The organism is Niabella yanshanensis (assembly GCF_034424215.1).
Lineage (GTDB): Bacteria > Bacteroidota > Bacteroidia > Chitinophagales > Chitinophagaceae > Niabella > Niabella yanshanensis.
This window is the reverse complement of record NZ_CP139960.1, coordinates 1,827,071-1,852,255: the sequence shown is the minus strand read 5'-3', so window position 1 is coordinate 1,852,255 and position 25,185 is coordinate 1,827,071. Positions and strand designations below refer to the sequence as shown.

Genomic DNA, 25,185 nt, shown 5'->3' with positions numbered 1-25,185 from the left:
TTCGCCGGGTTCAGCTCATATCAAACTCCCATACTGAACGATAAGTGCCGTGTTGTTCTACATATTGCAGAAACGATTTGTAGAACGGATCAGCGCCAATGGTAGCGCTGTCTCCTATAACAATAAGCATCTCTTTAGCTCTGGTGATCGCAACATTCATGCGCCTGTAATCTTTTAAAAATCCAATCTCGCAATCTTCGTTACTTCTTACCAGTGACAGTACAATAACAGATTTTTCCTGCCCCTGGAAGCTGTCAATGGTGCTGATGCGCATAGTTTTGGGAAGCTGGTCTTTAGCCATCAGCACCTGGCCCGCATAAGGCGAAATGAATGCGGCATCTTCAGCAGTTACTTCTTCATTCTGCAGGAGTTGCTGTGCAATATTCAGCTCGCCTTCATTTTGGAGGCTGCTGCCATCAGGCCCCTTACTTTCGTTAAAGCCAGAGCCTGCTGTGTCAATAAAAGTGAGGTGGGGAGCCTGGTTGACCAGGTGAGATGCTGATAGGAGTAAACCTTTGTAGAAGTATTCGCTGCTAAATCCGGCAATTACCGGCTTCATACGATATTGTGTATTTAGCAGGTAAACTGCCGGGATGATATCAATAGCAATTTCCAGGATAGAGCGATTAAATCCGGCCTTCACGGCAGCGCTGCTTAAAACAGTAGGGGGGAGCTGCAAGTGGTCTCCGGCCAGTACTATTTTAGGTGCAAAAGGAAATATGCACCAGGCCAGGGGCTCAATGCACTGTCCTGCTTCGTCAATAATAAGATGATGGAATGCGATCTTTTCCAGGCCTGCGTCGTGCAGGCCAATTGGTGTGCCTGCAATTACCTGCGCTTCTGTAAATAGCTTTTCTTCATTATAATGCTGCAACTGCTTTATTTCGTTTCTGATATTTTTAACCTCTTTAAATAACAGGCTTCGCTGCTCTCTTTCGGCTTTACCGAAATTTCGCTTGTACTTTAAGGCCATCCGTCTGAATTCTTCCGCTCTTAGTTTTAACTGGCGGATATCTTTCTGCACTTTGCTATTGCTGAGTTTGCCTTCAGGTGTGTGCATGAAGATGGCTTCATCAGTTTTACTGGCATTGCCCACTCGTAGTAATTGTATGCCTTTTTCAAGCACCCCTTTGCAAATATTATCTACCGCTGCATTGCTTGGAGCAGAAACCAGCACTTTTTCCCCACGCTTAACCAATTGTTGAATAGCTTCTATAAGTGTGGTTGTTTTGCCCGTGCCGGGAGGTCCGTGTACAATGGTGAGTTCCTGGTTTTCTGTGATAGCCGATACTGCCTGCTGCTGACTGTTGTTCAGGTTTTTATTGAAAAAAGAGAGCCTGGTATTGAAAGCTGGAATGCCCGCAGCTGTGGCCTTCTCTCCATGTAGTTCTTCGAATAAGCGGAAGAGGTGCTTATTCTTTTCAAGATTCGTTAAGGCTTCTTTCATAATGCTATTGGTACGGGTGTCCGGCGCCAGCTTAATACCCACGCCTTCATCTTCTACCCAGTCCGGAAAGTCGGGTGCGAATAGCCTGAACTCCCCGGTCTTGCCTTCCATGCTCATCATGATGCCTTTAACGGGTTCCTCTCCCTGTTTAAAACATTCGATAGCCGCGCCATCGCGAAACAAATGCGTGGTGCCGGGATAAGGGAGGCGAAAACTGATCTCGGGATAATCGGCGTACCCAAAACTTTTACGGGTTACAGCAATAGGGTGTAGGGCCAGGCCTTCTGCTTTTAATGATCTTAACGTATGCGCCTGGCTTAACTGGTAACGTTCGGTTTGCTCCTTTTCCTCCAGGTTAATGCAACGGATTAAATGTTGTATGTGAGCATGCATGAAATGATATTGATGGATTAAGTGCGTTAATTAAAAATCCGCTGCATCAAGAATAACACAGCGGATTTTTAAATGTCGGGACGACAAGATTCGAACTTGCGACCACACGCCCCCCAGACGTGTACTCTACCGGGCTGAGCTACGTCCCGAACTCAGCTCTGCAAAAGCAGAAGGGACGCAAATGTATATAAATCTTACGCAATTTTCAAATATCATGAAATAACAATTTTCGTTGTGCTCCGCATTTAAGTAAAGATTAAACTATAAGCCGGAAATTGCATATAAGTATTTGAGATAATGTGTGTGTTAAAATACATGGGTATGAACTTGAAAAAAGCAGCGGCGAAAAATGTTGTAGACTACGAATCGCAAATATTAATTTTAAAATTTCATTGCCTTATCTTCGCACCTTAATGAACATTATCATTAAGAAGGCAAAAATTACTGACCCTACATCGCCTCACAACGGTCAAATTGCTGATATACATATTGCCAGCGGCAAAATAGTTTCAATTGGTAAAGATATTGTAGCAAAGGGTGCTAAAATAGTAGACGCTCCGGGTGTGCATGTTTCTCCGGGCTGGATCGATCTGTTTGCAGATTTTGCTGATCCGGGGTATGAGTTCAGGGAAACCCTGGAAACCGGTGCGGCAGCGGCCGCCGCCGGAGGCTATACAGATGTTTGTGTGGTTCCGAACACGAAACCTGCTATTGATCAGAAATCGGTGGTGGAATATGTGGTGCAGAAGGCCAGGCAATTACCCGTAAGTATTCATCCGCTTGGAAGCATTACACGTGGCGTTGAAGGAAAAGATCTTGCCGAAATATATGACATGAAGCTTAGTGGCGCCGTGGCTTTCAGCGATGGTAAATCTTCCCTTCAGTCTGCTGGTATACTCGTAAAAGCCCTTCAGTATGTAAAATCTTTCAACGGTGCATTGATACAGGTACCGGATGATAAAAGCATCAGTCCTAACGGCCTGATGCATGAGGGAATTACTTCTACCCGGATGGGATTGCCGGGGCGCCCTGAGATTGCAGAAGAAATTGCGGTGGCTGCTAATGTGAAACTGGCCGCCTATGCCGAATCTAACCTGCATTTAACGGGTATTAGTACGGAAGGATCCATAAAACTGGTAAAAGAGGCCCGCCAGAAGAAAGTAGCTGTAACCTGTTCGGTAACTCCGTATAACCTTATTTTTTGTGATGAGGATATCACTACCTACGATTCTAACCTGAAGGTCAATCCTCCATTGAGAAGTAAGAAAGACAGAAAGGCTTTGCAGAAAGCCGTTGCAGAAGGTTTCATTGACTGTATCGCTTCACATCATATACCGCAGGATAAAGATCACAAGGTGGTGGAATTTGAATATGCCAAAAATGGTATGATCAGCCTGCAAGCTAGCTATGCAGCTGTAAATACCTGTTTACCGGAGATTTCCCAGGAGCGTTGGGTAGAATTATTGGCTATTAATGCACGCCGTATCTTAAATATACCCGTTCCTACCATTGCTGAAGGTAACGAAGCGTCCCTTACTTTATTTTTGCCTAAGCAGGAATGGGTGCTGGAGTTGAAAGACATTGTTTCCAAAAGCAAGAATACTCCGTTAACCGGGCATAAGTTTACCGGTAAGCCTTTGGGTATTTATCATAAAAGCAGGCTTACATTAAATAATCAATTGTGAAGTTAAACGCTACGATAAAAGGATTGATAACAGGGCTGCTGATGGTAGCTGTGGCAGTTGCTTTTTATTTCAATAAGATCGACGAAACATCCCCGTTAAACTATCTGGGCTATGTTATTTTTGGGTTGGGTATAGTTTGGAGCATCACCTCCTTTGTAAAACAAACCCGGTCTACTCAGTTTAAAGATTTGTTTCAACAGGGGTTTCGGTGTGTACTGGCTGCCACATTGGTTTTGGCGCTATACACGTTTATTTATTTTAAATTGAATGAAACAGAAATTGATGCAGTGGTACAGCAGGCTAAACAGGAGCGCCTCAGGACCGCTAAAGACCGCACTCCCGCGGAAATAGAAACGGAAGCCCAGCAAACCCGTAAATACTATATCCCCTTTCAGTTGTCTATTTTAGTTTTTTCTAACTTATTTACAGGCGTTATTGTTACAATGGCAACTTCCGGGGCTTTATATTTGCGCAACAAAAACTTGTAATGGATATTTCAGTTGTTATACCTCTCTTAAATGAGGAAGAATCTTTGCCCGAACTGGCTGAATGGATTGCCCGCATAATGCACGATAACAACTTTAGCTACGAAGTGATTTTTGTAGACGATGGAAGTACGGATCATTCCTGGAAGGTGATCCAGGAGCTGCGGGCTAAGAATGATAGTATCAAGGGCATTAAATTTCAACGAAATTATGGGAAGTCTGCTGCCTTAAACGAGGCATTCCGGGCTTCGCAGGGTGATGTGGTGATAACCATGGATGCCGATTTGCAGGACAGTCCGGATGAAATTCCCGAGCTAAGAAGGATGATTGTAGAAGATCAATACGACCTGGTGAGCGGCTGGAAGAAGGTTCGTTATGATAACACGCTGACCAAGAATATTCCCTCCAAGTTTTTTAATGCCGTAACCAGTAAGGTTTCTAAAATAAAACTGCACGATTTTAATTGTGGCCTCAAATCCTATAATAAGAAAGTAGTTAAGAGCATTGAAGTGTATGGTGAAATGCATCGTTATATACCGGTAATAGCCAAATGGTCGGGCTTTAGAAAGATCGGGGAAAAAGTGGTGGAGCACCGTAAACGAAAATATGGTGTTACTAAATTTGGCTGGGATCGCTTTATCAACGGCTTTCTTGACCTGATGTCGATTACTTTTGTAGGTAAGTTCTCTAAAAAACCCATGCACTTTTTTGGTTTGTGGGGAATGATTTTCTTTTTGGTCGGTTTTCTGACATCGCTGTTTTTAATTGTATCCAAGTTGATCAATTTCGAATATGCCATCACTAACCGTCCCACTTTTTATATCGCATTAACCACTATTATTATAGGGATGCAATTGTTCCTCGCGGGTTTCCTGAGTGAATTAATATCCCGTAACGCTGCAGGCCGAAATGCTTATCTAATAGAAGAAAAAGCAGGGCTAAGCTAACCTGCTGCCTGTGGGCGAGGACCTGAAATAGTTTTAACTCGTTCCGGTAGGTAAATTTCACTTCGTGTAAATGGCTGGGTCAGGCCTGCGCAATGATGCTTTGGCAGGAACGGAAACATTAAGTTGTATTGAAGGAACTTTCTATCCATTTTCCGGCTGAACCAAAAGAATGTGTGGCGGGGATAGGTGTTGCATCTTATATCATTAAAATAGTATAACTTTAAAGGAAATGTTAATGTAATAAACCACCTCCTTCATGAATATCTTTAAACCTGCACTTCTGGGCTGCTTATTATTGTGCACCCATATCGTATCTGCCCAATTAAGGGCCAAAGAGGGAAAAGGCTATTTCAATATTACTAATATTGCTGAGCCTCAATATTTACAATCTGTTGATTCGTCTGAACTGGCGTTTGGCGACGCTTATATTAAGACTGTTGGTTTTGCTGCCAGCACGATTAACGGAGTTTTTCTGAACCCTCATTTATCTATTGGCCTGGGCGTGGGCGTTCAGTTTACCCGGTATAAAGCGCACCGAAATGCGGCAACGCCTGATAGTACTTTTGCGGCCGGGTATTTTGAGGACGGTCACAGCATGACAGCCTTGCCGATCTTTGCCGATTTTAGATATTACCCTAACGGTACCAGAAATAGCTTAATGCTAATATTAGATGTGGGGTACGCTCCTTTGTTGAACATTAAAAACGATTTCGATAAAATGTATCTCGACGGCGGCGCTTTATTAAAACTTGGAGCCGCATACCGTATCCCGCTCGGGGAAACCATTTCGTTTTTGCCATCTCTGAATTTTAACGCCCAGCGTTTTGGAGAAAATACCAGTATAGGGGCTAATATCGGACTGGGTTTTATGTTTTAGTTGATGCCTGTTATGCTATGGTTAAGTGACTGGATATTATTAACTGCTGAGAAAAAGAGAGGCAGAGACTCTGCAGAGCGGTAAATAATTTGTATTATTCAATTTACGGCATGAGGGATTGAGTAATCTCTGCGTATCCTTCGCGCCCTTATTTCTCCGCGGTTAAAGATCAATGCAATCTGCTTTACTCAGAAAGCCGTTTGCGCAGCTGCTCAGCTTTTTTGCCAATTAACCAGAAGGAGAGCGCCAGCAATGCGAAAAATAATCCCTTGTTGGTGTGGTCCCAAAAGTATTCAAAATAACGGGTATAGATATTAAGCAGGAAAAAGACAATGGCGATATCTCTCAGGGTTTCATCTTTTTGTTTTATAGCATATACTAAAATGCCGCTCAAAACCAGGGTGTAAGTTATCGCCCACATAAAAAGCTTTCCCTGCTTGATGGCTGACCATACATCATAACTTAAATTACCTGACACTGAAAGGAAGAGTGCGGAAAGCAGCAGGAAGATCCAGCCCGCATACCAGGACAGGTTGAAGTATCTTGTAGTAGACGGGTGCTGTTGGGTCAGCGGCGATAGAAATATCATCAATATGCCCAACAAGACCATTCTTAAAGGATAATTCATTCCTAAAAAGTAAGAATGAGAGGGAGGCGTTGACCATGCGTAAGTTTGTGTAGCCCAACTGCTGATCAGCGCCAGCAACATACAGGTCCATAATATTTTGGACTGGAGATAAACAGCCAGGAAGCCATACAGTGCCGCTGCAATGAAAATACCTATACCATAATAATAGTAGGTAGGTTGGAAGCTCCTGGTAAAATAAGCCACAGATATGCCCAGGGTTAGTGCTACTAAAACAGTAAAGCTTTCGTTAGCAAGGGACGCGTACGCATATTTTCGCTTTCTTCTTTTAGCAATCCAGGTAAGCAATACTGCCACCGCCCCAAACAAAAAACCTATAAAAATTTCAGAAAAAGCGAAAAGCTTCCGGAGGCGTTCTATCCATTTTTCATCCAGTACCAGGGCTCCAAAAGCCAGCAACGCGCAGGATACTGCTGCTATGGTTGCATAAAAAGCCACCGAGTCAAATTCATTTCTGTAAGAAGAGATCGATTTTTTAAGTTCGTCGGCCTTAGTGCGGTCGAGCAATTCATCTTTTTGCCATTGGTCAACGGCCTCTTCTAATAACCTTGCTTCTTTTTTATTGACACGCATAACTTAATACTACAAAATACAGTTTTACTGCGATAAATATCCGATTGCGTCCGTTTAGTTGGTATAAAAGTATGCCGGGACGTTGTTATACAGGACAAATTCCTGCCGGAAACGATGAGGTTCATCTTCTCAAAGTTATTGCAAAGCAATCCAAAGCATTGAGAAACATACCATACAGGCCATTGCAAAAATGCGCCCGGTTGCTGTATTGGATTGAACGTAGGGGTATTCTTAATTCAAAAAACATCTGCGGTGGGCTTTAAATCCGCTAAGGATGGTATATTTGCAGCCCGTAAAAGGCATTTCAAATTAAAAATTTCAAATATTTCATGTTTCGTACGCATACCTGTGGTGAATTAAGAGCCGCTGACGTAAATCAAGAAGTTACCCTGGCTGGCTGGGTACAAACCGTTCGTAAATTCGGTAGTATCACTTTTGTGGATCTGAGGGACCGCTATGGTATCACCCAATTGCTGTTTTCTGAAGCATTAAATGCGCAACTGGATGAAAATCCTTTGGGACGTGAATTTGTGCTGCAGGCTACAGGTAAAGTAAACGAACGCAGCAATAAAAATAAAAATATTCCTACCGGTGATGTAGAATTGCTGGTAGAAAGCTTCACTATTCTGAATAAAAGCGTTACACCACCGTTTACCATACAGGATGATACGGACGGTGGTGATGATCTTCGCATGAAATATCGCTATCTGGATCTGCGTCGTAATGCGGTAAAGAAAAACCTGGAACTGCGCTATGCCGTGAATCGGGCTACGCGCGACTATCTGCATCAGCAAAATTTTATGGATATTGAAACGCCATTCCTGATCAAATCTACACCGGAAGGCGCCAGGGATTTTGTGGTGCCCAGCCGTATGAACCCGGGTGAATTTTACGCTTTACCCCAGTCTCCGCAAACTTTTAAGCAATTACTGATGGTAAGCGGTTATGACCGGTATTACCAGATCGTAAAATGCTTCAGGGATGAGGACCTGCGCGCAGATCGCCAGCCTGAGTTTACGCAAATAGACTGTGAGATGGCATTTGTGAAGCAGGAGGATGTACTGAACATGTTTGAAAACCTGATCAAATATATTTTCAAAACGGTAAAGGGTATTGATTACAGCGAAGCAGTAGAGCGTATGAGCTGGCAGGAAGCTATGTGGCAATATGGCAACGATAAACCGGATATTCGCTTTGGTATGAAGCTGCTCAACATCAAGTACCCCAGGCATGTGTTTGCCGATAAAGAAGAAAATGCCCACCTGGTAGATGGTGCTGATTTCCAGGTATTTGATGCAGCAGAGACTGTTATTGCTATTGCGGTGCCGGGTTGCAGTGAATATACACGTAAGCAAACGGATGAGTTGACGGAGTGGGTAAAACGTCCGCAGATTGGCATGAAAGGTCTGGTGTTCATTAAATGCAATGCCGATGGTACATATAAAAGCAGTGTAGATAAATTTTATAGTGAGGAGAAGTTAAAAGCGATAGCTGATGCAGCGGGCGCTAAAGCTGGCGACCTGGTGTTGATTTTGGCCGGTGCCGAAGAACGTACGCGCAAAGCTACCAGTGAGCTACGCCTGGAAATGGGCAAACGCCTGGGCTTTAGAAAAGATGATGAGTTTAAACTACTGTGGGTACTGGACTTCCCGCTGTTTGAATATGCCGAAGAAGAGAACCGCTGGGTGGCCCGACACCATCCGTTTACGTCTCCCAAGCCGTCTGATATTGATACCATGATCAATAACAACCCGGCTATTGAGAACGCAGCAGAATACCTGAAACATCCTTATGCCAATATCAAAGCCAACGCTTACGATATGGTATTAAACGGAAATGAAATAGGCGGCGGAAGCATCCGTATCTATCAAAAAGAGTTACAGCAGAAAATGTTTGAAGCGCTGGGTATGGATGCCGAAGAACAGCAACATAAGTTTGGTTTCTTACTGGGGGCATTTGAGTATGGTGCGCCGCCACACGGTGGTATAGCTTTTGGCTTCGACAGGTTATGCTCAATCATGGGTGGTAGCGAAAGTATCCGCGATTTTATCGCCTTCCCTAAAAATAACAGTGGCCGCGATGTGATGCTCGATGCACCATCGGCTATAGACGATAAACAATTTACCGAGCTGCAAATAAAGCTGGACCTGAAGGATTAATAGCAGCCAAAAGGAATATAAAATGGTGAACAGTCCGTAAGCAGATAGTTGCTTGCGGACTATTTTTTTACTTTTGATAAACAATGTAGTGAGTTTCGACGCTTTCAGAAACGCACCTAAGATGAAAACTTATCACCACCGTGTTAAAATGAAAGTTTTTAAATTATGATATTGAGTTTCATTTACTATGCACCAGCGTTAATAATTGCAAGTGCTTGTTTTTTATATCTTACTAAAACAAAATCTATCCTTAGTTATGTGCTATTTGGGTTTAGTGTAGTTACACCCATTCTGATCTTTTGGCAAAATTATGTGCTTTTGGATGATACTGAAACTGATAAGACAAGGCTTTTGTCAATGATTACTATTGTGTCAAGCACAATTTATTTTATACAGGCAATCGGATTTTTGATTTTTATAAAAAGTATAATAAAGCCTAAGCACAAGGAGTACGATTTTTTAGAAGATTCCAGAGATAATGACGCAAAATACTAGTGTATAGCCCATCCGTTGTTTAAAATTCATTTTTAGAATGATTTTTATCAGCGTTGGAGGTCTCACTGGCTTTGGCATCCCTGGTGTTTTTCTGCACAGCAATCGCTGAAAAGATGCTCAATATAAAGGACATCGCATAAAACCCTTTTTCACTGCGGGTAATATCAGCATTCCAAAGTCCTACGGTAATTAACACAACAGATAATATAGTGGCAAACCAGGCGATGCTGTAGTAGAGGTTGGTAACAGGAATGCCTTCCAGTTGATCACGTACTGCCTTTTGCAGGGAGATAGCTGCAAAGAGTCCGAACATCAACACCGTAAAATAATAACCTTTCTCATTGAGCTGCATTTCTGCATTCCATAAACCAATGATATAAGCGGTGAAACCGATCAGAAGTGCCATCCATGAAGCGCCGATAAATGCGCCGGAAGGCTTTTGATAATACTTTGTTTCCATGTTTTTTGATTTGTTGAAACAAAGCTAATGGCGACGGAGCCGCTTCCGATTTGATATTTATCAAAAACTATCACAGGATTTGTTAATGCAGTTTCCGGATACGACTTAAAGTTTCCTGCGTCATGCCTAAATAGGATGATACATAACCCAATGGTACCCGTTCTAATATATGGGGCGATTTCTCCATCAGGTCGCTATATAATTCGGCTGCGGTTTTAAACTGGGCGTTCACATAGCGCTCTTCCAATCTTATATAGTAATTCTCATAGATAATACGAACCAGGCGCTCCAGTTCGTGATACCGGTCAAACAAACCGGTGAGATCTTTTTTTGAGATAGCCCACATTATACTGCCTTCCATAAATTGAATGTTTTCCACTGAAGGTTGCTCTGTTATATAGCTATGGAAGGACGTGATAAAAGTATTTTCGAAGCCAAACCAATGCGTGATCTCCTTACCGTTCAGATTGTAAAATCCGCGCAAAGCGCCGCGTTCCATAAAGTAAAAATACCGGCATATCCGTCCCGCTTTGATCAGGTAGTCGTTTTTGGCAAAGCATTTTTTTTCCAGGCAATTGCTCAACGCCTTACTCGCCTCGTCACTGAGGGGATAATAGCTTTTAAGATGCTGAATCAGTTGTTCCATTGGTTGATGATCTCTGAACCATTAACTATTGCTTATGATCACTTGGGTACATAAAGAATATATTTCTCTTCAAAAAAAGGCTCTTCAAAAATATCCTTTATAGCAGTAATGTAAGGTTTGGTGCCACTTTCCTGTATTTCTTTGGCCAGGTCGCCACCCTTAAGGCAAATAAGCCCCGGAGCAGGTGCATCCTCGCTACGGGTTGCGTTATTGGTCTTTTGTATAAGCGGTTTGCCCCAACGCCAAAGATCCTGTAGGGGGGCTACGGCTCTTGAAACAACATAGTCGAATTTTTTATCTTTGATATCTTCCACACGGGAATGCTGTACCGTTACATTAGTTAATCCTACGGCTTCTGCTACCCCTTCCACTACTTTCAGCTTTTTTGCGATGCTATCCACCATATGAAAATGCACGCCTGGGAAAAAAATAGCCAGCGGTATGCCGGGGAATCCGCCACCACAACCAAGGTCTACAATTTTTGTTCCCTCATCAAAGCTAAATGCTGCGGCGATAGCCAGCGAATGTAGCACATGCTTCTCATAAAGGCTGTCGATATCTTTACGGCTGATCACATTGATCTTTTCATTCCAGTCGGTATATAAGTCCTTTAACAACGCTATTTGCCGTAGCTGCGTTTCGGTAAATTCAGAAAAATATTTAAGCACCATTTCCATTAAAACAAACCTACATAAAATATTTTATGCAACCTTTTTCTTTGTTGTTTAATGACCGGTAATGTGTGATATGTTGAAATAATAGCGATGTTTGCAACGGTTCAATAGCTGATATGAGGAAAGTGATAAGAACAGGTATATTTCTTAGTTTATTCCTGGCAGTTGCTGCGGCAAAAGCCCAGGCAGACTTTGTTTTTTCCAAATGCGCAAAAGCCCGACAGTTTTGCCGTAGCATTTCAGGTAAAAGATGCACTGATCCGGGTCACGGCAGGATAATGGCTGCCCTTACCTGGTGATTAATAGCCGGTATTGGAAGAGCGGGGTACAGCAGGATAGTTCCGCTAAAGCCAGGGGTGTGAGCGGCGAAGTAAACGCAGGCGTTGCGTTGATGGATTCTTTTAACTGGCAGGGCCTGCAAAAACAGCAGTTTAAAGTGATCGCCGCTGATCTTCCTCACCTGGGCGACAGTATTGGGGATTGATAGGGCTGGACGTATATATAAAGAGTACCGGTTAACTTTTGATTTTAAAAATAATCTTATTTTTTTTACAAAAGGTGGGGTGGCGGCGCCCACACCAGACAGTACCCTTGCGCCGGTAGTAATACCTTTCATTTTTAGCGGGCATATGCCGGTAATTGACTGTGTGATCGAGGACAAAAAGATAAAAATGGGTATCGATTGTGCGGCTTCTTCTAACCTGATATCTGCTAAACTGCTGGCAGAGATAAAAGGTATTAGTGATCTTCGTAATACCATATTAAGAGGAGGAGGGGCCCCGGTTATGGTAGCTGAAGGAAGTATCGGGGAACTTTTCGGTGGTCAATATTCCCTACAGGGATATGAGGTTTACATTTGCTAATGAGAGTCTCCTGCAGATCAACCAGGGACGGGATACAGCAATAGACGGCTTGCTGGGTATTCCTTTTCTGAAGCAGTATCATACAGTTATTGATTTTCCTAATTGCAGGATAGAAGTATACGCGGATAACTAAATAGGGGCTTCATAAAGGCTTCCATAAAAAATGAAATAATTGTGCCCTGTTACCTGGTAACCGTTACCAGGTTTTCTTTTCTTTTTTCCAGAGGGTATTGGCGAACATCAGGTAGTACACCATCATCCAGAGATCCATTAAAAAAATCCAGCGCACCAGGTCCTTTTCATTCAGTTTTTTCATGGCTCCTGAAAATATCAGGTACTGAATAGTAGATTTTATTACCAGGATGGCCAAAGCAATTGACCAGCTATATACAACTGCTGCTGTAATAAGCAGAGGGTAAAACAAAAACTGAGAGAGGCTGTACAGGCCCAGAAAAAATTTATGCTTTAGTTTGTAGTATTTGGATGTGCTGTAATGTCTTGTTTTTTGATGTTTCCAGGCTGCCCATGTTTTTGGGGGTACACTCACCGTATAGGCGTCTGTATCGATCATTATAGCAGTGTTGTTCGGGTTGGCCGCTTTACTGATAAAGAGATCATCGTCACCACCAGGTATATGATTGATAGAAGCAAATCCTTTGTGTTGTGTAAAGAGGTCCTTTTTATAACTCAGGTTACGACCAACACCCATATATGGATGCCCCGCCAATGCGTAGGAAAGATATTGTAACGCAGCGTGGAAGGTTTCGAACCGGATCACTTTATTGAGAAAACCGGGTTGCTTTTCATAAGGCCCGTAACCTAAAACAATATCAATACCCGGTTGATAAGCACTGGCCATTTTAGCAGCCCATTGCTCCGAAACCGGCCGGCAGTCGGCATCAGTTAATAAAAGGTGCTCATGTTTGGCCTCTCTTATACCAATGGATAGAGGATATTTCTTGCCTACACTTTCCTTATTCTTTCTTTCCATATTGATCACTTTGAGCTGTAGGTAATCTCTCGACATCCATTGCATGACATGTTTGGTGTCGTCTTCCGAGTTGTCATTCACCAGCAAAAGCTCAAAAGGAGATTCATATTGTTGTCGAAGCAATTCCGGTATATTCTTTTCCAGGTTGTATTGCTCATTTTTAGCGCAGACGATGGTGCTGAGCGGCGGAAGCGCCGATGATACTTTTACTGTTTTATTTTTAAAGAATGCCAGTCGGGCGAAAAAAAACAGATAATAGAATAATAGTACTACTGTTACGAAAAGCGATAAAATCAAAATAAGCGGAGCCGTAGTGGAAAACATATCGGCAAATATAATCACCAAAGAATTACCCACGCTTAATCGGTTTAAAGGTAAAGTTAGTATACTGACGCCCTGTACTTAAGCCTTTCTTTTGTGTTACTTCTTTTATTAGCGTCCAATTGTGACCCACCTTTATTGTGACATATTCTTTTGTGCCATAATTGGTGACACAGTTTTTTATGACACAAAATGGTTCATCCTGAAAAAAGTTGACAGTATTCTACGCTTATAATAAACCGACCTCATTTTTATTGATTGCATCCAACTGGTTTGTAGAGACACAAACCTTAACATAGCCCCGGCCAGTGTCTCCACTGGATGGAAGGAGAGGGTAAACTATATGTAATAATAATTTTGAAACCTGTTTATTATTAATCCTGCTGCAGGTTTACAAAATCACTTAGTTACTTATCGTAAACCAGCGGTTATTACTGCAATGCATTTATTTTTTTGAATGCAAATTTTGGTGCAATACGCGACAGGTAGTATAGCAGCTTTACCGCACCTACTTTAATTTCCCTTTGGTTGCGTTCAATGCCTCTTATCATTTCTGATACTGCTTTCTCAACAGAAATGCTGCTTTTAGGTGTATTTCCCTGATGCCATGGGGTATCCACAACTGGAAACATGACTTCGATTATTTTTACCGGCTCATTTTTTAACTGATGGCGTAGTACCTGTGTAAAGGCATGCAGCGCCGACTTGGTGGCATTATAAAACGGGTAAATACTCCTGGGGGTGTAAATCAGGCCGCTTGTTATGTTAAGGACGGCAGCATTATTGTTTTTTACAAGTACCGGGTATAATAGTTTGATGAGATGGATAGGGGCAGTCAGGTTGGTAGCTATTTCACCGGATAGCTTATTAATACTCTCACTATCTGTAATGAAATCCGTTCGGTTAACGATGGCCGCGTTGTTGACTAATAAGGCAAGATCCGGATGGTATATTTTTATCCAGTTAACCAATTTGTTTTGTTCTGCTTCAACAGAAATGTCGCATTGAAACGTAATCACTTCGGGCAGCCTGTTTTGGGTGAGTTCGAGTTTATCGTGGTTTCTCGAGCAAACGATCACTTTGTTTCCCATCTGTAAAAACTTTTTTGCCATTTCCAATCCGAGGCCGGAGCTGCCTCCTGTAATGAGGATCGTATTTTTTGTGAGTACCATAATGTAGTTATTAATATACCCAAAAGTAAATGCAGTGAGGCCGGTGAAAATTGATCTATGTTAGTTTCCCAGTTTTTTTCTGATCCTGCTCAGTGATTCGGGTTGTATACCAATATAGGATGCAATAATGTGAAGTTTGACTTTTTTATCCAATCCCGGAAATTCCGACAGGAATATTTGATACCGGCTGGCAGCGTCCAATAATAAAAGCTCCCTTTCTCTTTTTTCTTTTGCAAAATATCCTTTTTCAAGAGCCCTGATTAAAAAACGATCCCAAAAGCCATTCGACGAGCGAAGCTGTAACCAGCTTTGATAATTGACTTCAAGGATCTGAGCAGGTTCAAGCGCCTGTATATTGAACAAGGAGGGACTGCGCTGCACCATTGCAGAATAGGCGCTTAGTATGGCATTTTTTAAAATAAATCCTTTAGTGAATTCATCGCCCTTTTCGTTTACATAATAGTACCTGAAAGAACCGCTTAACACAATAGCAAATTTCCTGGGTATTTGTCCTTCCGAAATAAAGTATTCATCTTTTTTCACTAATTTAATGTTGGATATGCGTAACAGATCTGCGGATTCTTTTTCAGGGAAGCCGGGCAGTATTGGGTTGTTTTCTGTCATTTTTAGTGGTATAATAGCCGGGGATCCATAAGAACCTGATGGCGGTCAACAAAGTTAGTAATTCCTGCAGCTGTACAATGACCAACTGCTTTAATGTGGTTACTTTTGCGGCAATGGCAACACTCAATTTTGATCTTCAGTATAAAGACAATACATCTAACGCAAGGGCTGGTGAAATAACCACTGATCATGGAAAAATTCAAACACCCATTTTTATGCCGGTGGGTACCATTGGCAGTGTAAAGGCCGTTTCGCAACAACAGCTTAAAACAGAGGTGCAGGCCCAGATAATTTTGGGCAATACGTATCATCTGTACCTGAGACCCGGTACTGATGTGCTGGAGAAGGCTGGAGGATTACATCAGTTTAACCATTGGGATAAACCTATTTTAACCGACAGCGGCGGCTACCAGGTTTTTTCCCTGGCCGGAACACGCAAAATCAAAGAGGAGGGGGTAACCTTTCAGTCGCATATCGACGGCAGCAAGCATTTATTCACCCCCGAACGGGTGATGGATATACAACGCAGTATTGGAGGCGATATCATTATGGCTTTTGATGAATGTCCGCCAGGGGGCAGCGAATACAGTTATGCGCATAAAAGTTTACAGTTAACGCACCGCTGGTTAGACCGGTGCCTGGCGCAGTTTAATGCCACCCCGGATAAGTATGGTTATACCCAGAACCTTTTCCCGATTGTGCAGGGCGCTACTTTTAAAGATCTTCGCAGGCAGTCCTGCGAATTTATAGCTTCCAAAGACGCGCCTGGAAATGCCATCGGCGGATTGAGTGTAGGCGAGCCTGAACCGGTCATGTATGAAATATGTGACTGGTGCTGCCAGCATTTGCCCCAGGAAAAGCCGCGCTACCTGATGGGCGTTGGCACACCCTGGAATATATTGGAGTGTATAGGCATGGGGGTAGATATGTTTGATTGCGTAATGCCCACCCGCAACGGTCGCAATGCCATGTTATTTACTACCAATGGCGTTATCAATATAGACAATAAAAAATGGGAGTACGACTTTTCACCTATCGATGAAGGATTGCCTTGCGAAATGAGCACTTATTACAGTAAGGCATATTTAAGGCATTTATTTAAAGCGCAGGAGATACTGGCTTTAACGATTGCCAGTGTTCATAACCTGAGTTTTTACCTGTGGCTGGTAGGAGAGGCCCGTAAGCATATCATAGCCGGTGATTATGCCAGCTGGAAGACCGGGATGGTCGTTAAATTAAAAACAAGACTTTAGATTTATGTAATGTGAAGGGCCCAATGACGCTGCCAGGGTTGGGCGGTTTTGTAATTCCTGTCAGAAAACGGTTATTGATCTAGTCGATTTAGCGGACAGCCAGGTTTTGGACGTGATCAGGAAAAATCAGGCTGGTTTTTGTGGTAGCGTATCATACTGTGAAGAAAACATGCTGGTGGAAAAGGATATTTAAAAGCCAGCGGTAAAAATTACATCTATTTAGGCGTCGTAAAATATAATCGTAATGCTACAAACAGGAATGCAATATTCGGAAGCCATGCAGCCAGGAAGGGAGAAAAGTTCCCTTTCACGGCAAATACGGTAGAAAACTGGTCGGCAATAATAAATATAGCCGCGATCAGGATGCCCAAAGCCAGGTGCAATCCACTACCGCCTCTTGTCTTCCTGCAGGCAATCACAGCACCTATCAAGGTTAACAATAAAACTGTAAAGGGGGTGGCTGACCGTTTGTAGAGTTCCACCTTCAGGGTATTTAATCCTTCCGTACCACGTAGCTGTTCTTTTTTTATAAAATCGATTAACTGGGGAGTGGTCAGCTTATCTTTTTGGTATTCATCGCGTATCAATTCTGTAGGAAGAATATTGAGCTTTACTTCCTTCTCTTCATAGAATTTTATCCGTTCCCCAAGACTGTCAACAAAGCGCTCCACCACTTTATTGGCCATCCATCTTTTTTTTCTTTTGGTGGTATCCCATTTAATGGATTCGGCCCGCAGGTTATAAATTACTTTCCCCTTTTTAACACGCTCCATAAAAAAGGTACCGCTCATTTGTGTTTCGGGGTTGTAATTTTTGACTCCCATATAAGATGAACTGTCAATACGTTTGTAAAAGCAATTACTGCAGCTGGTTTCCTGGCGGTTCTTAAGCGGGTTATGCTTGTCCAGCTTTTGCTGCATAAAAGTCGTATACAGTACATTAGCCTTAGGTATGAAATAATAGCGTCCAATAAATAATACTATTGCGAGCAATATACCTCCTATAATGTAGGGTCTTAGAAAGCGGTTGAAAGAAGTGCCGCTGGCCAGTATGGCAATTACTTCACTGCGCATGGCCATTTTACTGGTGAAAAAGATCACGGCAATAAATACAAACAACGGAAACAGTAAGCTCCATATAAAAGGAATGAAGCCCACATAATATTGCTTAAAAATCTCCCAGTTACTCAACCCGGTTTTTACAAAATCGTCGGTTTTTTCACTACTATCCACCGCAACAGCAATAACGGTAAACAATAGCATACAAAACACAAATGTTACCAGCAGACGTTTTAATATGAACCAGTCAAGTATTTTCATTCAGCCGCCAAAAATAGATGAAATTTAAGACTTAATGTAAGGTGTTATATATTTTAGGAATGATTTTGCAAGCCCCCGCGTTTGGGGTCTGTAAACTCATGCGCTTCTGATCATTTTATGAAACACTGGAAGGCTTGTCTGTATTGTTTTTCATACTTTTAAGACCGCCAAAACACAGCGCAAACGTTCCCGTAATTACATTGCTGTTAAATAGGTAATATAATTTGCTGAACCACTTGCCTTTATTTATCTTTAGCGCGAATGCTTACCCGAATAATCAAAGTACAAATTTTTTACGTGTTATGGAAATGCTGAAACAAAAGTTTAAAGCCCAGGCTGATAAGCTGGGCGAAGAAATTAAAGCAATACTGAAAGAACATGGTGATACAGTAATTGGTCAAACAACACTGGCCCAGGTTTACCAGGGCATGCGCGGCATGACAGCGTTGATTACAGAAACATCGCTTTTGGATGCCCAGGACGGAATACGTTTTAGAAGGCACTCGATAGATGAATTACGCGATAAACTACCTAAAGCCAATGGAGGCAGCGAGCCGTTACCTGAAGGCCTTTTTTACCTGATGCTGGTAGGGGAAATTCCTACCCAGGAAGAAGTGGAAAACCTGACCTCCATTTTACAGCGTCGCAGCCATGTGCCCTCCTATGTGTTTGAAACAATGAGCGCATTACCTAAAGAAACCCATCCTATGACCATGTTTGTTGTAGGTGTTATGGCTTTACAGGGTGAAAGTACTTTTGCTAAAAAGTATGCTGAAGGCATGAACAAAAAAGAATACTGGGCTGCTACTTTTGAGGATACCCTGGATCTGATTGCGCGTTTACCACATATAGCTGCTTATGTTTACCGCAGAAAATACAAGCAGGGAAAAGCTTTGCAGCCAGACGGATTATTGGATTGGGCCGGCAACTTTGCACACATGCTGGGCTATGATGATGACCAGTTTAAAGAGTTGATGCGCTTATATATGGTGATACACGCCGATCATGAGGGGGGAAATGTATCGGCCCATACCACGCACCTGGTAGGGTCTGCATTAAGTGATCCTTACCTTAGCTATGCTGCGGGTATGAACGGCCTGGCAGGACCATTGCATGGCCTGGCTAACCAGGAAGTGATCAAATGGATATTTGAAATGCAGGAACAGCTTCAGACCAAAGAACCTACAGCGGAGCAGATAAAAGAATATGTAGAAAAAACACTGTCCGAAGGTAAAGTGGTGCCCGGCTATGGTCATGCGGTGCTCCGCAAAACAGATCCCCGATTTACTGCCCAGATGGATTTTGGCAAAAAACATATGTCAGACGATCCGTTGGTAAATACCGTATGGAGAATTTATGAAACCGTACCGCCAATTTTGCAGTCTTTAGGCAAAGTTAAAAACCCATGGCCCAATGTAGATGCGCATAGCGGCGCCTTGCTGGTGCATTATGGCATGGTAGAATATGAATATTACACAGTATTGTTTGCCGTAAGCCGTGCATTGGGTGTGCTTTCCAGCCTTTGCTGGGATCGTGCGTTAAGCATGCCTTTAGAGCGTCCTAAATCGGTAACTACCGCAGCCGTAAAGCGTTGGTTAAACAAGGAAGTACAAAACCTGGGGGATTAAACTGCTTTTTTATAAGTGATTTACAGGTAAATTATTAATTGTTTAGCAGTCAGTTCATTTTGGTACGGTTTTTTAGGTACTTTAATTAAATAAATTATTTGTTTGAAAACTTTTAAAAGTTAAATTATGAAAAATAAAGACAAGATTTTACTGGGTATTTTAGGCGCAGCGGCGGCAGGTGTAGCCATTGGTTTACTGTTTTATACCGAAGAGGGTAAAAAAGCCAGAAAAAAAATCAGGAACACCACCGGCGATTGGGCCGATTCCCTGGGAAGTTTAATAGAGTCAGGAAAAGAAAATCTGTCTGACCTTTCTCACAAAGCGAAAGATCGGTTTAAAAAAGTAAAAAGCAAAGCGCAGGATGCTTATTCCGGTGCTTCTGAAGAATATTCGAGCTAATTCTGTTTTTAGCTTTAATGGGGTTGCCCGTAGGTTTTTCATAATAGCAATTATTGTGAACAATTTCGCAGGCAACCTTTTTTATTTAACTACATAAACTAAATCTATGTTCGACATAAAAGATAAGGTAGAGGATATAGTAGATAACGTAGAAGATATTGCAAAAACCTATTACCGCTTATCTGTAGTAAAAGTCGCTGATAAAGGAAGCAAACTCGGAGCTTCTCTATTAATTACCGTTTTGCTATTTGCCTTGTTATTTTTCGCCCTCTTCTTTGCGTGTTTCGGATTGAGCTGGTGGGTGGGTGTAAAACTGGATAACCATGTATTGGGCTTCTTTATTGTATCAGGAGGATTGTTTTTGGTACTGCTCCTGATCATTTTACTTAAAAAGAAAGTAATTAACCTCATTAGAAATATTATCATAAATAAGATTTATGGCTAAACCTCAGATCGATAATTACGAAGATTTAATGGAGGAGAAGGAGCGTCTTAAGGCGCGCTTGAAAGCCAGTAAGGCAAGTATTAAGCAATCTTTTGGAGATATAAAAGAAGAGATCAATCCCTTCTCCAATATAAAGAAAACTGCGCAGGATGCGTTTAGTACCAGCACCACCAATCCATTGGTGAAGTTTGGTATAAAGCGTGCCAGCGAATTCCTGATAGGTAAAGTGCTATTGAAGAAAGCCGGCTGGCTTCCCAAGCTGGTAGTGCCTTTTTTAGTAAGGGAGGTAGCTACCCGGCTCATAGGCAGCAAGGCCGATAAAAAAATAGCCACTACCCTTAGAAGTACTGCCCAAAAGCTCAGAGAGGCGGAGATACCTGATCTTTCCGGAGAAAAACAGATAATTAATCCGTAAGATTCTGTGAATGAACTTGGATAAATTAATTGTTTCCTTTAATTTCGCTCTCCGCTCAGGAGCAAGGGGGATTAGCTCAGCTGGCTAGAGCGCTTGCATGGCATGCAAGAGGTCGTCGGTTCGACTCCGATATCCTCCACTAAAAAGCCCGGTAAAAACCGGGCTTTTTTATTTTTTGGGGGACTTATGCTGATCGTATACCGTCATTAAGGTTGCTTCGCCGGACAAATATTATGTCGATTACGACGTTGGTATAAATAAGCGGCGTTAGGACTATACTTCAGGATTTTCTTCTTTTACGTCGAGAGGGCCGGCGACTGGCCGTTCAGGCATCGGGTATGCAACGCATGAAGAAGCGATGAAACGTAACGTTCTATATAAATCTAAAATGAGCTGTAGATATTGGGTTGAGCTGACAGGGAAAGTGCCGGATGAAAATGTTACATTGGCAAGTGTTAATGCGTTGCATCAGCTGGTTTAATAATCTTTGCTATCTTCAAACTCATTTCAACAAAAAAATGTCATCATGAAAACCTTTTCCTCCCTGATCCTGTCTGTCTTACTATTTATATCTGCCTGTTCTGACCCCGGTGATACAACTAACACGCTAACCAGCTCCGAGGAGGCGCAAGGCTGGAAGTTACTCTTTGATGGTAAGACACTTGATAACTGGCATGCTTATAATCACGGTAAACAAAAGTCAGAGTGGAGGGTAGTGGATGGTACTATATTCTGCGACCCCACAAGTTCAGATAGGGCCGGAGACCTCACATCGGATAAGGAATATGAAAATTATGATTTGGTGTTTGACTGGAAGTTGCCGGAAAATGGCAACAGTGGTGTATTCATTAATGTTCTGGAGATTGACACCCTGACAGCAGCATGGTTTACCGGGCCAGAGTACCAATTATTAGATAGTGCGCACAAGGATTACCAACTCCCGTTGAAGCGTGCAGGTTGCCTGTATGGGATAAGTCCTTTAAAGAATGCAGTAGATATGAAAGGTAGCGGTGAGTGGAACCACTCCAGGATAGAGCAGAACAATGGTTTGGTGAAGTTTTTCCTCAATGGGGTACAAACTGCAGCAATGGATTTTAAATCTGAAGAGTGGCGCACCCTTGTTGCCAACAGCGGATTCAAAGTAACGCCTGAATTTGGTAAGCGAACCAAAGGGCGGATCGTTTTGCAGAACTGGGCTACCGGCGTAAATTTCAAAAATATAAAAATCAGGGAACTCCCATAAATGTATGTTAAAGCCTTTTACACAGGCGGTTCCAATCATTTTATTATTCGCCAATAAAAGAAACAGCCCGGAATTTGCGGGCCGTTTCTTAAATGAACTGTCTATCCTCTTTTGCTATTCTTGGATAGCCGCAATAACTTTTGAGTAGGTGCTGCCGCCATCTTTATCTACCTGGCCTATACGAATAAACAACGGATTGTCTTCGTTGTCAGTAATACTTTTACTGCATGAAATAAATACAATCAGGCCCAAAGCAACAAACATCATCCATTTCCTGTTCCTTGAAGTAAAGAATAGCAAACCGGCAGGCTGATCCCATCAAAAAGCCTGAAATTATCAATAGCCGGTTCTTCTGTGCCACGCCGTTGTTACAGACGCAGAGATACCAGCAGAGGATCGTAAAAAACTGGAGAATGCCGGTATTAAAGTGATCATCGTATAAGATCGCTACAATTAATTTACTTTGAATAAAAAAAACCGTGGCAGCTTTTTGCCTTAGTAACAACCCTTAGCTGGGGTGTATGGGGGGCTTTTATTGAACTTCCCGAAAAAAACGGATTCCCCGCCACTTTAGGATATTCGGTATGGGCGCTTACCATGATCCCCTGCGCTATTGTTGCGCTTAAAATAAATAGCTGGAAGCTGGATAGAAATCCGCGCTCCGTTTTGTTGGGTAGCATTGTCGGTTTGACGGGTGCAGGCGGCCAGCTGATCCTTTTTCAGGCCCTGCGTGACGGACCAGCTTATATCGTTTTCCCCGTTATATCCTTATCGCCGGTAGTTACCATATTGTTGTCTGTTTTTCTGTTGCGCGAAACGACTACCCGCAAGCATTGGTGGGGTATAGGGATTGCGCTAATAGCAATCTTACTGCTATCCTACATATCGCCTTCTGATACTTCGGTAAAAGGCTACCTGTGGCTGGCTCTGGCTATCCTGGTATTCCTGCTTTGGGGAGTACAGGCTTATTTTATGAAGAAGGCCAACCAAACCATGCAGGCTGAAAGTATTTTCTTTTATATGATGCTAACCGGCCTTTCGCTGGTCCCCGTGGCCATAGGCATGACTGACTTTAGTCAGCCTGTCAACTGGGAATTTAACGGACCCTGGCTCGCCGGCGGTATTCAGCTCCTCAACGCTATTGGTGCGCTCACTCTGGTATACGCCATCAGGTATGGAAAAGCTATTATTGTGGTGCCGGTAACCGCAATGGCTCCGGTTATCACTATTGTTATCTCCCTTATTTTTTACGGAAAAATACCTGACCCGGTAGTTATAACAGGCCTTTGTCTTGCGGTAATTGCTATTTACTTAATGGCAGAATAAACGGTCTTTTGCCACTAGGTTATGAAGTTGTTAAGGTTCGCATTATAAAGCCTTGTTGAGGTCAGCAAACTAATGCAGCAGACAAGCATAAATACTATCTGTTAAAGAAGCAAAGCGGTTTCACTCCCGGATCTTTCATCAATAAAGGGGATGTCCTCAGCTAGCGTAATGTTGATTGTCTTGCAAAAAAGCTATCAATTTTTTATTTAGCTTCACCTTATACAATTTTGCAGGGTAAAATATATTAATAATGGAAGCTGTTATTGAAGGGCGTATTAGTTTTGAACAGATAGGGAATAATTATCCTAAAGCCCCTAATGTTGACTTTGATGATATAATGATCAATGATGTTAGCTGTAGATGGGTTAAACCAGATGACGCTATCGAAAATGAAGTGCTGGTATATATACACGGTGGTGCTTTTATATACGGCTCTCTTCAGTCTCACACTGCTATGGTAACCCATATTGCCGGGGCTTTGAAGCGACGGATATTAATGATTGAATATCGACTGGCGCCTGAACATCCCTATCCTGCCGGACTGAACGATTGTGTTGGGGTGATCACGAAGTTCTTTGCTGCCAACTCCGGCATAGAGTTCGGTATTATGGGAGATAGTGCCGGTGGTGGTTTGACCATCGCCACACAAATACAATTGCGCGATCAGGGAGGACCTATGCCCCGATACAGTATCGTTGTATCTCCCTGGGTAGACCTTACATGCGTAAATGAAAGTTATAATATAAATAAATCAGAGGATTCCATTTTAACCCGCGAATTCCTGCAATGGGCTGCAGGCTTATATGCCGGCAACAGCAATATATTGGTAGGATTGTTATCTCCTGTGAAAGCGAACCTGACAAATCTTCCTTCAACTTTAATTGTATATGGTACCGCGGAAATATTGGCAGATGACAGTATTCATTTGCATCGGCAACTGGTGGAGGCTGGTGTCGATGCTGAGTTGACTTCTTTTGACGACGAGCAGCACGTATGGCCGTTTACGGATATTCATTCAACAGCGTCTCAGAAAGTCCTTGAGCAATTTGCAACTTTTGCCAACAAGCATAATGGCAGCACAGTTAATAGCTGATTGACAAACTTGCTCTAACTGCAAGGATCCATGGCTTTGCAATAACAATTGCTTTCGAACTTGTTTGAACTTTTAGAATGAATGATATATCGCCTCTACGAGTCTTAATGTTCGTAAATGATTTTTTTCTCTACCAATGTTTTGTCCCTTCGTGACTTTATATTGGTAACAACACTGGTGAACAAGTTCATTAGAGTCATAGGGACGGGACATTGGAAAGCTTAAACAAGCTTTTTACCTCCTTCACTTATTGATATCTCTGTAAAAAGTGCGCTTCATAGTTTTTAATGGCTATATTTTATACATTTCGGTAATGAAAAAATTAATGTAGGTTTGACCTCATGAATTACAGAGCATTTAAAGAACAAAATATTTCAGCGATCGGATGCCGGCAGGAATTTTATTGATGCCGCCAATGTATATGGCATGGGCATCAGCGAATCGTTGATCGGGTGTATTTTTTAATAGGATCGACCCGGAAGTTTTTCTAGCCGCCAGGCCAGTCGCAGACATCATGGGCCAAAGACCGGCCTCAGAATTTAGTGGGACTCCATGAAGTGACATATGTAGTGCTCCTTAAGAGGTTCGGCGTCAGTTTCATCTTTA

The 25,185-nt window shown here is 42.5% G+C and carries 25 protein-coding genes, 2 tRNA genes and 1 pseudogene; 18 read left to right on the top strand and 10 right to left on the bottom strand.

Translation table 11 applies throughout. The features are described from left to right. Nucleotides 1–10 precede the first annotated feature (10 nt). Together U0035_RS07255 and U0035_RS07250 are read right to left on the bottom strand one after the other, a co-directional pair. On the bottom strand, nucleotides 11–1,840 hold the full coding sequence (locus U0035_RS07255; protein WP_114789339.1) for an AAA domain-containing protein: 1,830 nt from the start codon (nucleotides 1,838–1,840) through the stop codon (nucleotides 11–13). A 75-nt stretch (nucleotides 1,841–1,915) separates the two neighbouring features. Then, nucleotides 1,916–1,989, bottom strand: a tRNA-Pro gene (locus U0035_RS07250). A 264-nt stretch (nucleotides 1,990–2,253) separates the two neighbouring features. Between U0035_RS07250 and U0035_RS07245 the strand changes: the two genes are divergently transcribed. The 4 genes from U0035_RS07245 (at nucleotide 2,254) to U0035_RS07230 (ending at nucleotide 5,834) form a co-directional block, all read left to right on the top strand. Beyond that, a complete protein-coding gene (locus U0035_RS07245; protein ID WP_114789338.1) occupies nucleotides 2,254–3,525 on the top strand; it encodes a dihydroorotase in 1,272 nt (423 codons plus the stop codon). Further along, complete coding sequence (locus tag U0035_RS07240; protein ID WP_114789337.1) at nucleotides 3,522–4,013, top strand: DUF4199 domain-containing protein; 492 nt, start codon at nucleotides 3,522–3,524, stop codon at nucleotides 4,011–4,013. The genes U0035_RS07245 and U0035_RS07240 overlap by 4 nt, the downstream gene beginning before the upstream one ends. After that, a complete protein-coding gene (locus U0035_RS07235) occupies nucleotides 4,013–4,957 on the top strand; it encodes a glycosyltransferase family 2 protein (protein WP_114789336.1) in 945 nt (314 codons plus the stop codon). Before U0035_RS07240 ends, U0035_RS07235 begins: the two co-directional genes overlap by 1 nt. A gap of 256 nt (nucleotides 4,958–5,213) precedes the next feature. Next, nucleotides 5,214–5,834 carry a hypothetical protein gene (locus U0035_RS07230; RefSeq protein WP_114789335.1) on the top strand — a complete coding sequence of 207 codons (621 nt, stop codon included), beginning with the start codon at nucleotides 5,214–5,216 and terminating at the stop codon, nucleotides 5,832–5,834. 184 nt (nucleotides 5,835–6,018) lie between these two features. Here U0035_RS07230 and U0035_RS07225 read toward each other — a convergent pair whose 3' ends face one another. Next, a complete protein-coding gene (locus U0035_RS07225) occupies nucleotides 6,019–7,053 on the bottom strand; it encodes a DUF2157 domain-containing protein (protein WP_114789334.1) in 1,035 nt (344 codons plus the stop codon). Between the two features lie 329 nt (nucleotides 7,054–7,382). On the opposite strand from U0035_RS07225, the gene aspS reads away from it, so the two are divergent. Continuing rightward, the gene (gene aspS / locus U0035_RS07220; RefSeq protein ID WP_114789333.1) at nucleotides 7,383–9,212 is read left to right on the top strand and encodes an aspartate--tRNA ligase; all 1,830 of its coding nucleotides are present in this window, start codon (nucleotides 7,383–7,385) and stop codon (nucleotides 9,210–9,212) included. Nucleotides 9,213–9,726: 514 nt separating this feature from the next. On the opposite strand, the gene yiaA is transcribed toward aspS, so the two are convergent. The 3 genes from yiaA to rsmG all read right to left on the bottom strand — a co-directional run bounded on the left by yiaA (nucleotide 9,727) and on the right by rsmG (nucleotide 11,490). Continuing rightward, nucleotides 9,727–10,167, bottom strand: coding sequence for an inner membrane protein YiaA (yiaA, locus tag U0035_RS07215; RefSeq protein ID WP_114789331.1), 441 nt, complete (start codon nucleotides 10,165–10,167; stop codon nucleotides 9,727–9,729). Between the two features lie 82 nt (nucleotides 10,168–10,249). Beyond that, nucleotides 10,250–10,813, bottom strand: a complete 564-nt coding sequence (locus U0035_RS07210) for a Crp/Fnr family transcriptional regulator (RefSeq protein WP_114789330.1) — start codon at nucleotides 10,811–10,813, stop codon at nucleotides 10,250–10,252. 38 nt (nucleotides 10,814–10,851) lie between these two features. Further along, nucleotides 10,852–11,490, bottom strand: a complete 639-nt coding sequence (gene rsmG, locus U0035_RS07205; RefSeq protein WP_114789329.1) for a 16S rRNA (guanine(527)-N(7))-methyltransferase RsmG — start codon at nucleotides 11,488–11,490, stop codon at nucleotides 10,852–10,854. A gap of 292 nt (nucleotides 11,491–11,782) precedes the next feature. Between rsmG and U0035_RS07200 the strand changes: the two genes are divergently transcribed. The 3 genes from U0035_RS07200 (at nucleotide 11,783) to U0035_RS07190 (ending at nucleotide 12,483) form a co-directional block, all read left to right on the top strand. Continuing rightward, on the top strand, nucleotides 11,783–11,971 hold the full coding sequence (locus U0035_RS07200) for a hypothetical protein (protein WP_114789327.1): 189 nt from the start codon (nucleotides 11,783–11,785) through the stop codon (nucleotides 11,969–11,971). A gap of 79 nt (nucleotides 11,972–12,050) precedes the next feature. Beyond that, entirely contained in the window at nucleotides 12,051–12,350 is a 300-nt protein-coding gene (locus tag U0035_RS07195) for a pepsin/retropepsin-like aspartic protease family protein (RefSeq protein ID WP_162817754.1), read from the top strand. Beyond that, nucleotides 12,331–12,483: a hypothetical protein gene (locus tag U0035_RS07190; RefSeq protein ID WP_162817753.1), complete on the top strand. Its 153-nt coding sequence runs from the start codon at nucleotides 12,331–12,333 to the stop codon at nucleotides 12,481–12,483. The genes U0035_RS07195 and U0035_RS07190 overlap by 20 nt, the downstream gene beginning before the upstream one ends. A 63-nt stretch (nucleotides 12,484–12,546) precedes the next feature. On the opposite strand, the gene U0035_RS07185 is transcribed toward U0035_RS07190, so the two are convergent. From U0035_RS07185 to U0035_RS07175, 3 genes are all read right to left on the bottom strand, one after another. Next, nucleotides 12,547–13,698, bottom strand: a complete 1,152-nt coding sequence (locus tag U0035_RS07185) for a glycosyltransferase (RefSeq protein WP_245957598.1) — start codon at nucleotides 13,696–13,698, stop codon at nucleotides 12,547–12,549. Nucleotides 13,699–14,093: 395 nt separating this feature from the next. Then, entirely contained in the window at nucleotides 14,094–14,834 is a 741-nt protein-coding gene (locus U0035_RS07180) for an SDR family oxidoreductase (RefSeq protein WP_114789325.1), read from the bottom strand. A gap of 60 nt (nucleotides 14,835–14,894) precedes the next feature. Then, nucleotides 14,895–15,458 (bottom strand): Crp/Fnr family transcriptional regulator, encoded by a 564-nt coding sequence (locus U0035_RS07175; RefSeq protein WP_114789324.1) that lies wholly within the window; start codon nucleotides 15,456–15,458, stop codon nucleotides 14,895–14,897. 77 nt (nucleotides 15,459–15,535) lie between these two features. Between U0035_RS07175 and tgt the strand changes: the two genes are divergently transcribed. Then, on the top strand, nucleotides 15,536–16,711 hold the full coding sequence (tgt, locus tag U0035_RS07170) for a tRNA guanosine(34) transglycosylase Tgt (protein WP_317048831.1): 1,176 nt from the start codon (nucleotides 15,536–15,538) through the stop codon (nucleotides 16,709–16,711). A 215-nt stretch (nucleotides 16,712–16,926) separates the two neighbouring features. On the opposite strand, the gene U0035_RS07165 is transcribed toward tgt, so the two are convergent. Next, entirely contained in the window at nucleotides 16,927–18,030 is a 1,104-nt protein-coding gene (locus U0035_RS07165; protein WP_114789323.1) for an LptF/LptG family permease, read from the bottom strand. Between the two features lie 302 nt (nucleotides 18,031–18,332). Between U0035_RS07165 and U0035_RS07160 the strand changes: the two genes are divergently transcribed. The 9 genes and pseudogenes from U0035_RS07160 (at nucleotide 18,333) to U0035_RS07120 (ending at nucleotide 24,579) form a co-directional block, all read left to right on the top strand. Further along, nucleotides 18,333–19,658 (top strand): citrate (Si)-synthase, eukaryotic, encoded by a 1,326-nt coding sequence (locus U0035_RS07160; RefSeq protein ID WP_114789716.1) that lies wholly within the window; start codon nucleotides 18,333–18,335, stop codon nucleotides 19,656–19,658. A 126-nt stretch (nucleotides 19,659–19,784) separates the two neighbouring features. Continuing rightward, nucleotides 19,785–20,057: a YtxH domain-containing protein gene (locus U0035_RS07155; RefSeq protein ID WP_114789322.1), complete on the top strand. Its 273-nt coding sequence runs from the start codon at nucleotides 19,785–19,787 to the stop codon at nucleotides 20,055–20,057. Between the two features lie 106 nt (nucleotides 20,058–20,163). After that, nucleotides 20,164–20,502, top strand: coding sequence for a phage holin family protein (locus U0035_RS07150; protein ID WP_114789321.1), 339 nt, complete (start codon nucleotides 20,164–20,166; stop codon nucleotides 20,500–20,502). After that, on the top strand, nucleotides 20,495–20,917 hold the full coding sequence (locus U0035_RS07145) for a hypothetical protein (RefSeq protein ID WP_114789320.1): 423 nt from the start codon (nucleotides 20,495–20,497) through the stop codon (nucleotides 20,915–20,917). The genes U0035_RS07150 and U0035_RS07145 overlap by 8 nt, the downstream gene beginning before the upstream one ends. Nucleotides 20,918–20,982: 65 nt before the next feature. Further along, a tRNA-Ala gene (locus U0035_RS07140) sits at nucleotides 20,983–21,056 on the top strand. Between the two features lie 387 nt (nucleotides 21,057–21,443). Beyond that, nucleotides 21,444–22,160, top strand: a complete 717-nt coding sequence (locus U0035_RS07135; RefSeq protein WP_114789319.1) for a 3-keto-disaccharide hydrolase — start codon at nucleotides 21,444–21,446, stop codon at nucleotides 22,158–22,160. A gap of 489 nt (nucleotides 22,161–22,649) precedes the next feature. Next, nucleotides 22,650–23,027: pseudogene (locus tag U0035_RS07130) on the top strand (EamA family transporter); the annotation flags it as partial. Beyond that, nucleotides 23,004–23,486: an EamA family transporter gene (locus tag U0035_RS07125; protein WP_262510695.1), complete on the top strand. Its 483-nt coding sequence runs from the start codon at nucleotides 23,004–23,006 to the stop codon at nucleotides 23,484–23,486. The pseudogene U0035_RS07130 and the gene U0035_RS07125, both read left to right, overlap by 24 nt. A 250-nt stretch (nucleotides 23,487–23,736) precedes the next feature. After that, nucleotides 23,737–24,579 (top strand): alpha/beta hydrolase, encoded by an 843-nt coding sequence (locus U0035_RS07120; protein ID WP_114789318.1) that lies wholly within the window; start codon nucleotides 23,737–23,739, stop codon nucleotides 24,577–24,579. The last annotated feature ends 606 nt before the right edge of the window (nucleotides 24,580–25,185 follow it).

What these genes read in the sequence shown, in the direction of transcription:
- U0035_RS07255 (WP_114789339.1), bottom strand. Translation starts at nt 1,840, where the DNA reads ATGCATGCTCACATACAACATTTAATCCGTTGCATTAACCTGGAGGAA.
- U0035_RS07245 (WP_114789338.1), top strand. Translation starts at nt 2,254, where the DNA reads ATGAACATTATCATTAAGAAGGCAAAAATTACTGACCCTACATCGCCT.
- U0035_RS07235 (WP_114789336.1), top strand. Translation starts at nt 4,013, where the DNA reads ATGGATATTTCAGTTGTTATACCTCTCTTAAATGAGGAAGAATCTTTG.
- U0035_RS07230 (WP_114789335.1), top strand. Translation starts at nt 5,214, where the DNA reads ATGAATATCTTTAAACCTGCACTTCTGGGCTGCTTATTATTGTGCACC.
- U0035_RS07225 (WP_114789334.1), bottom strand. Translation starts at nt 7,053, where the DNA reads ATGCGTGTCAATAAAAAAGAAGCAAGGTTATTAGAAGAGGCCGTTGAC.
- aspS (WP_114789333.1), top strand. Translation starts at nt 7,383, where the DNA reads ATGTTTCGTACGCATACCTGTGGTGAATTAAGAGCCGCTGACGTAAAT.
- yiaA (WP_114789331.1), bottom strand. Translation starts at nt 10,167, where the DNA reads ATGGAAACAAAGTATTATCAAAAGCCTTCCGGCGCATTTATCGGCGCT.
- U0035_RS07210 (WP_114789330.1), bottom strand. Translation starts at nt 10,813, where the DNA reads ATGGAACAACTGATTCAGCATCTTAAAAGCTATTATCCCCTCAGTGAC.
- rsmG (WP_114789329.1), bottom strand. Translation starts at nt 11,490, where the DNA reads ATGGAAATGGTGCTTAAATATTTTTCTGAATTTACCGAAACGCAGCTA.
- U0035_RS07190 (WP_162817753.1), top strand. Translation starts at nt 12,331, where the DNA reads ATGAGGTTTACATTTGCTAATGAGAGTCTCCTGCAGATCAACCAGGGA.
- U0035_RS07180 (WP_114789325.1), bottom strand. Translation starts at nt 14,834, where the DNA reads ATGGTACTCACAAAAAATACGATCCTCATTACAGGAGGCAGCTCCGGC.
- U0035_RS07175 (WP_114789324.1), bottom strand. Translation starts at nt 15,458, where the DNA reads ATGACAGAAAACAACCCAATACTGCCCGGCTTCCCTGAAAAAGAATCC.
- tgt (WP_317048831.1), top strand. Translation starts at nt 15,536, where the DNA reads ATGACCAACTGCTTTAATGTGGTTACTTTTGCGGCAATGGCAACACTC.
- U0035_RS07165 (WP_114789323.1), bottom strand. Translation starts at nt 18,030, where the DNA reads ATGAAAATACTTGACTGGTTCATATTAAAACGTCTGCTGGTAACATTT.
- U0035_RS07160 (WP_114789716.1), top strand. Translation starts at nt 18,333, where the DNA reads ATGGAAATGCTGAAACAAAAGTTTAAAGCCCAGGCTGATAAGCTGGGC.
- U0035_RS07155 (WP_114789322.1), top strand. Translation starts at nt 19,785, where the DNA reads ATGAAAAATAAAGACAAGATTTTACTGGGTATTTTAGGCGCAGCGGCG.
- U0035_RS07150 (WP_114789321.1), top strand. Translation starts at nt 20,164, where the DNA reads ATGTTCGACATAAAAGATAAGGTAGAGGATATAGTAGATAACGTAGAA.
- U0035_RS07145 (WP_114789320.1), top strand. Translation starts at nt 20,495, where the DNA reads ATGGCTAAACCTCAGATCGATAATTACGAAGATTTAATGGAGGAGAAG.
- U0035_RS07135 (WP_114789319.1), top strand. Translation starts at nt 21,444, where the DNA reads ATGAAAACCTTTTCCTCCCTGATCCTGTCTGTCTTACTATTTATATCT.
- U0035_RS07120 (WP_114789318.1), top strand. Translation starts at nt 23,737, where the DNA reads ATGGAAGCTGTTATTGAAGGGCGTATTAGTTTTGAACAGATAGGGAAT.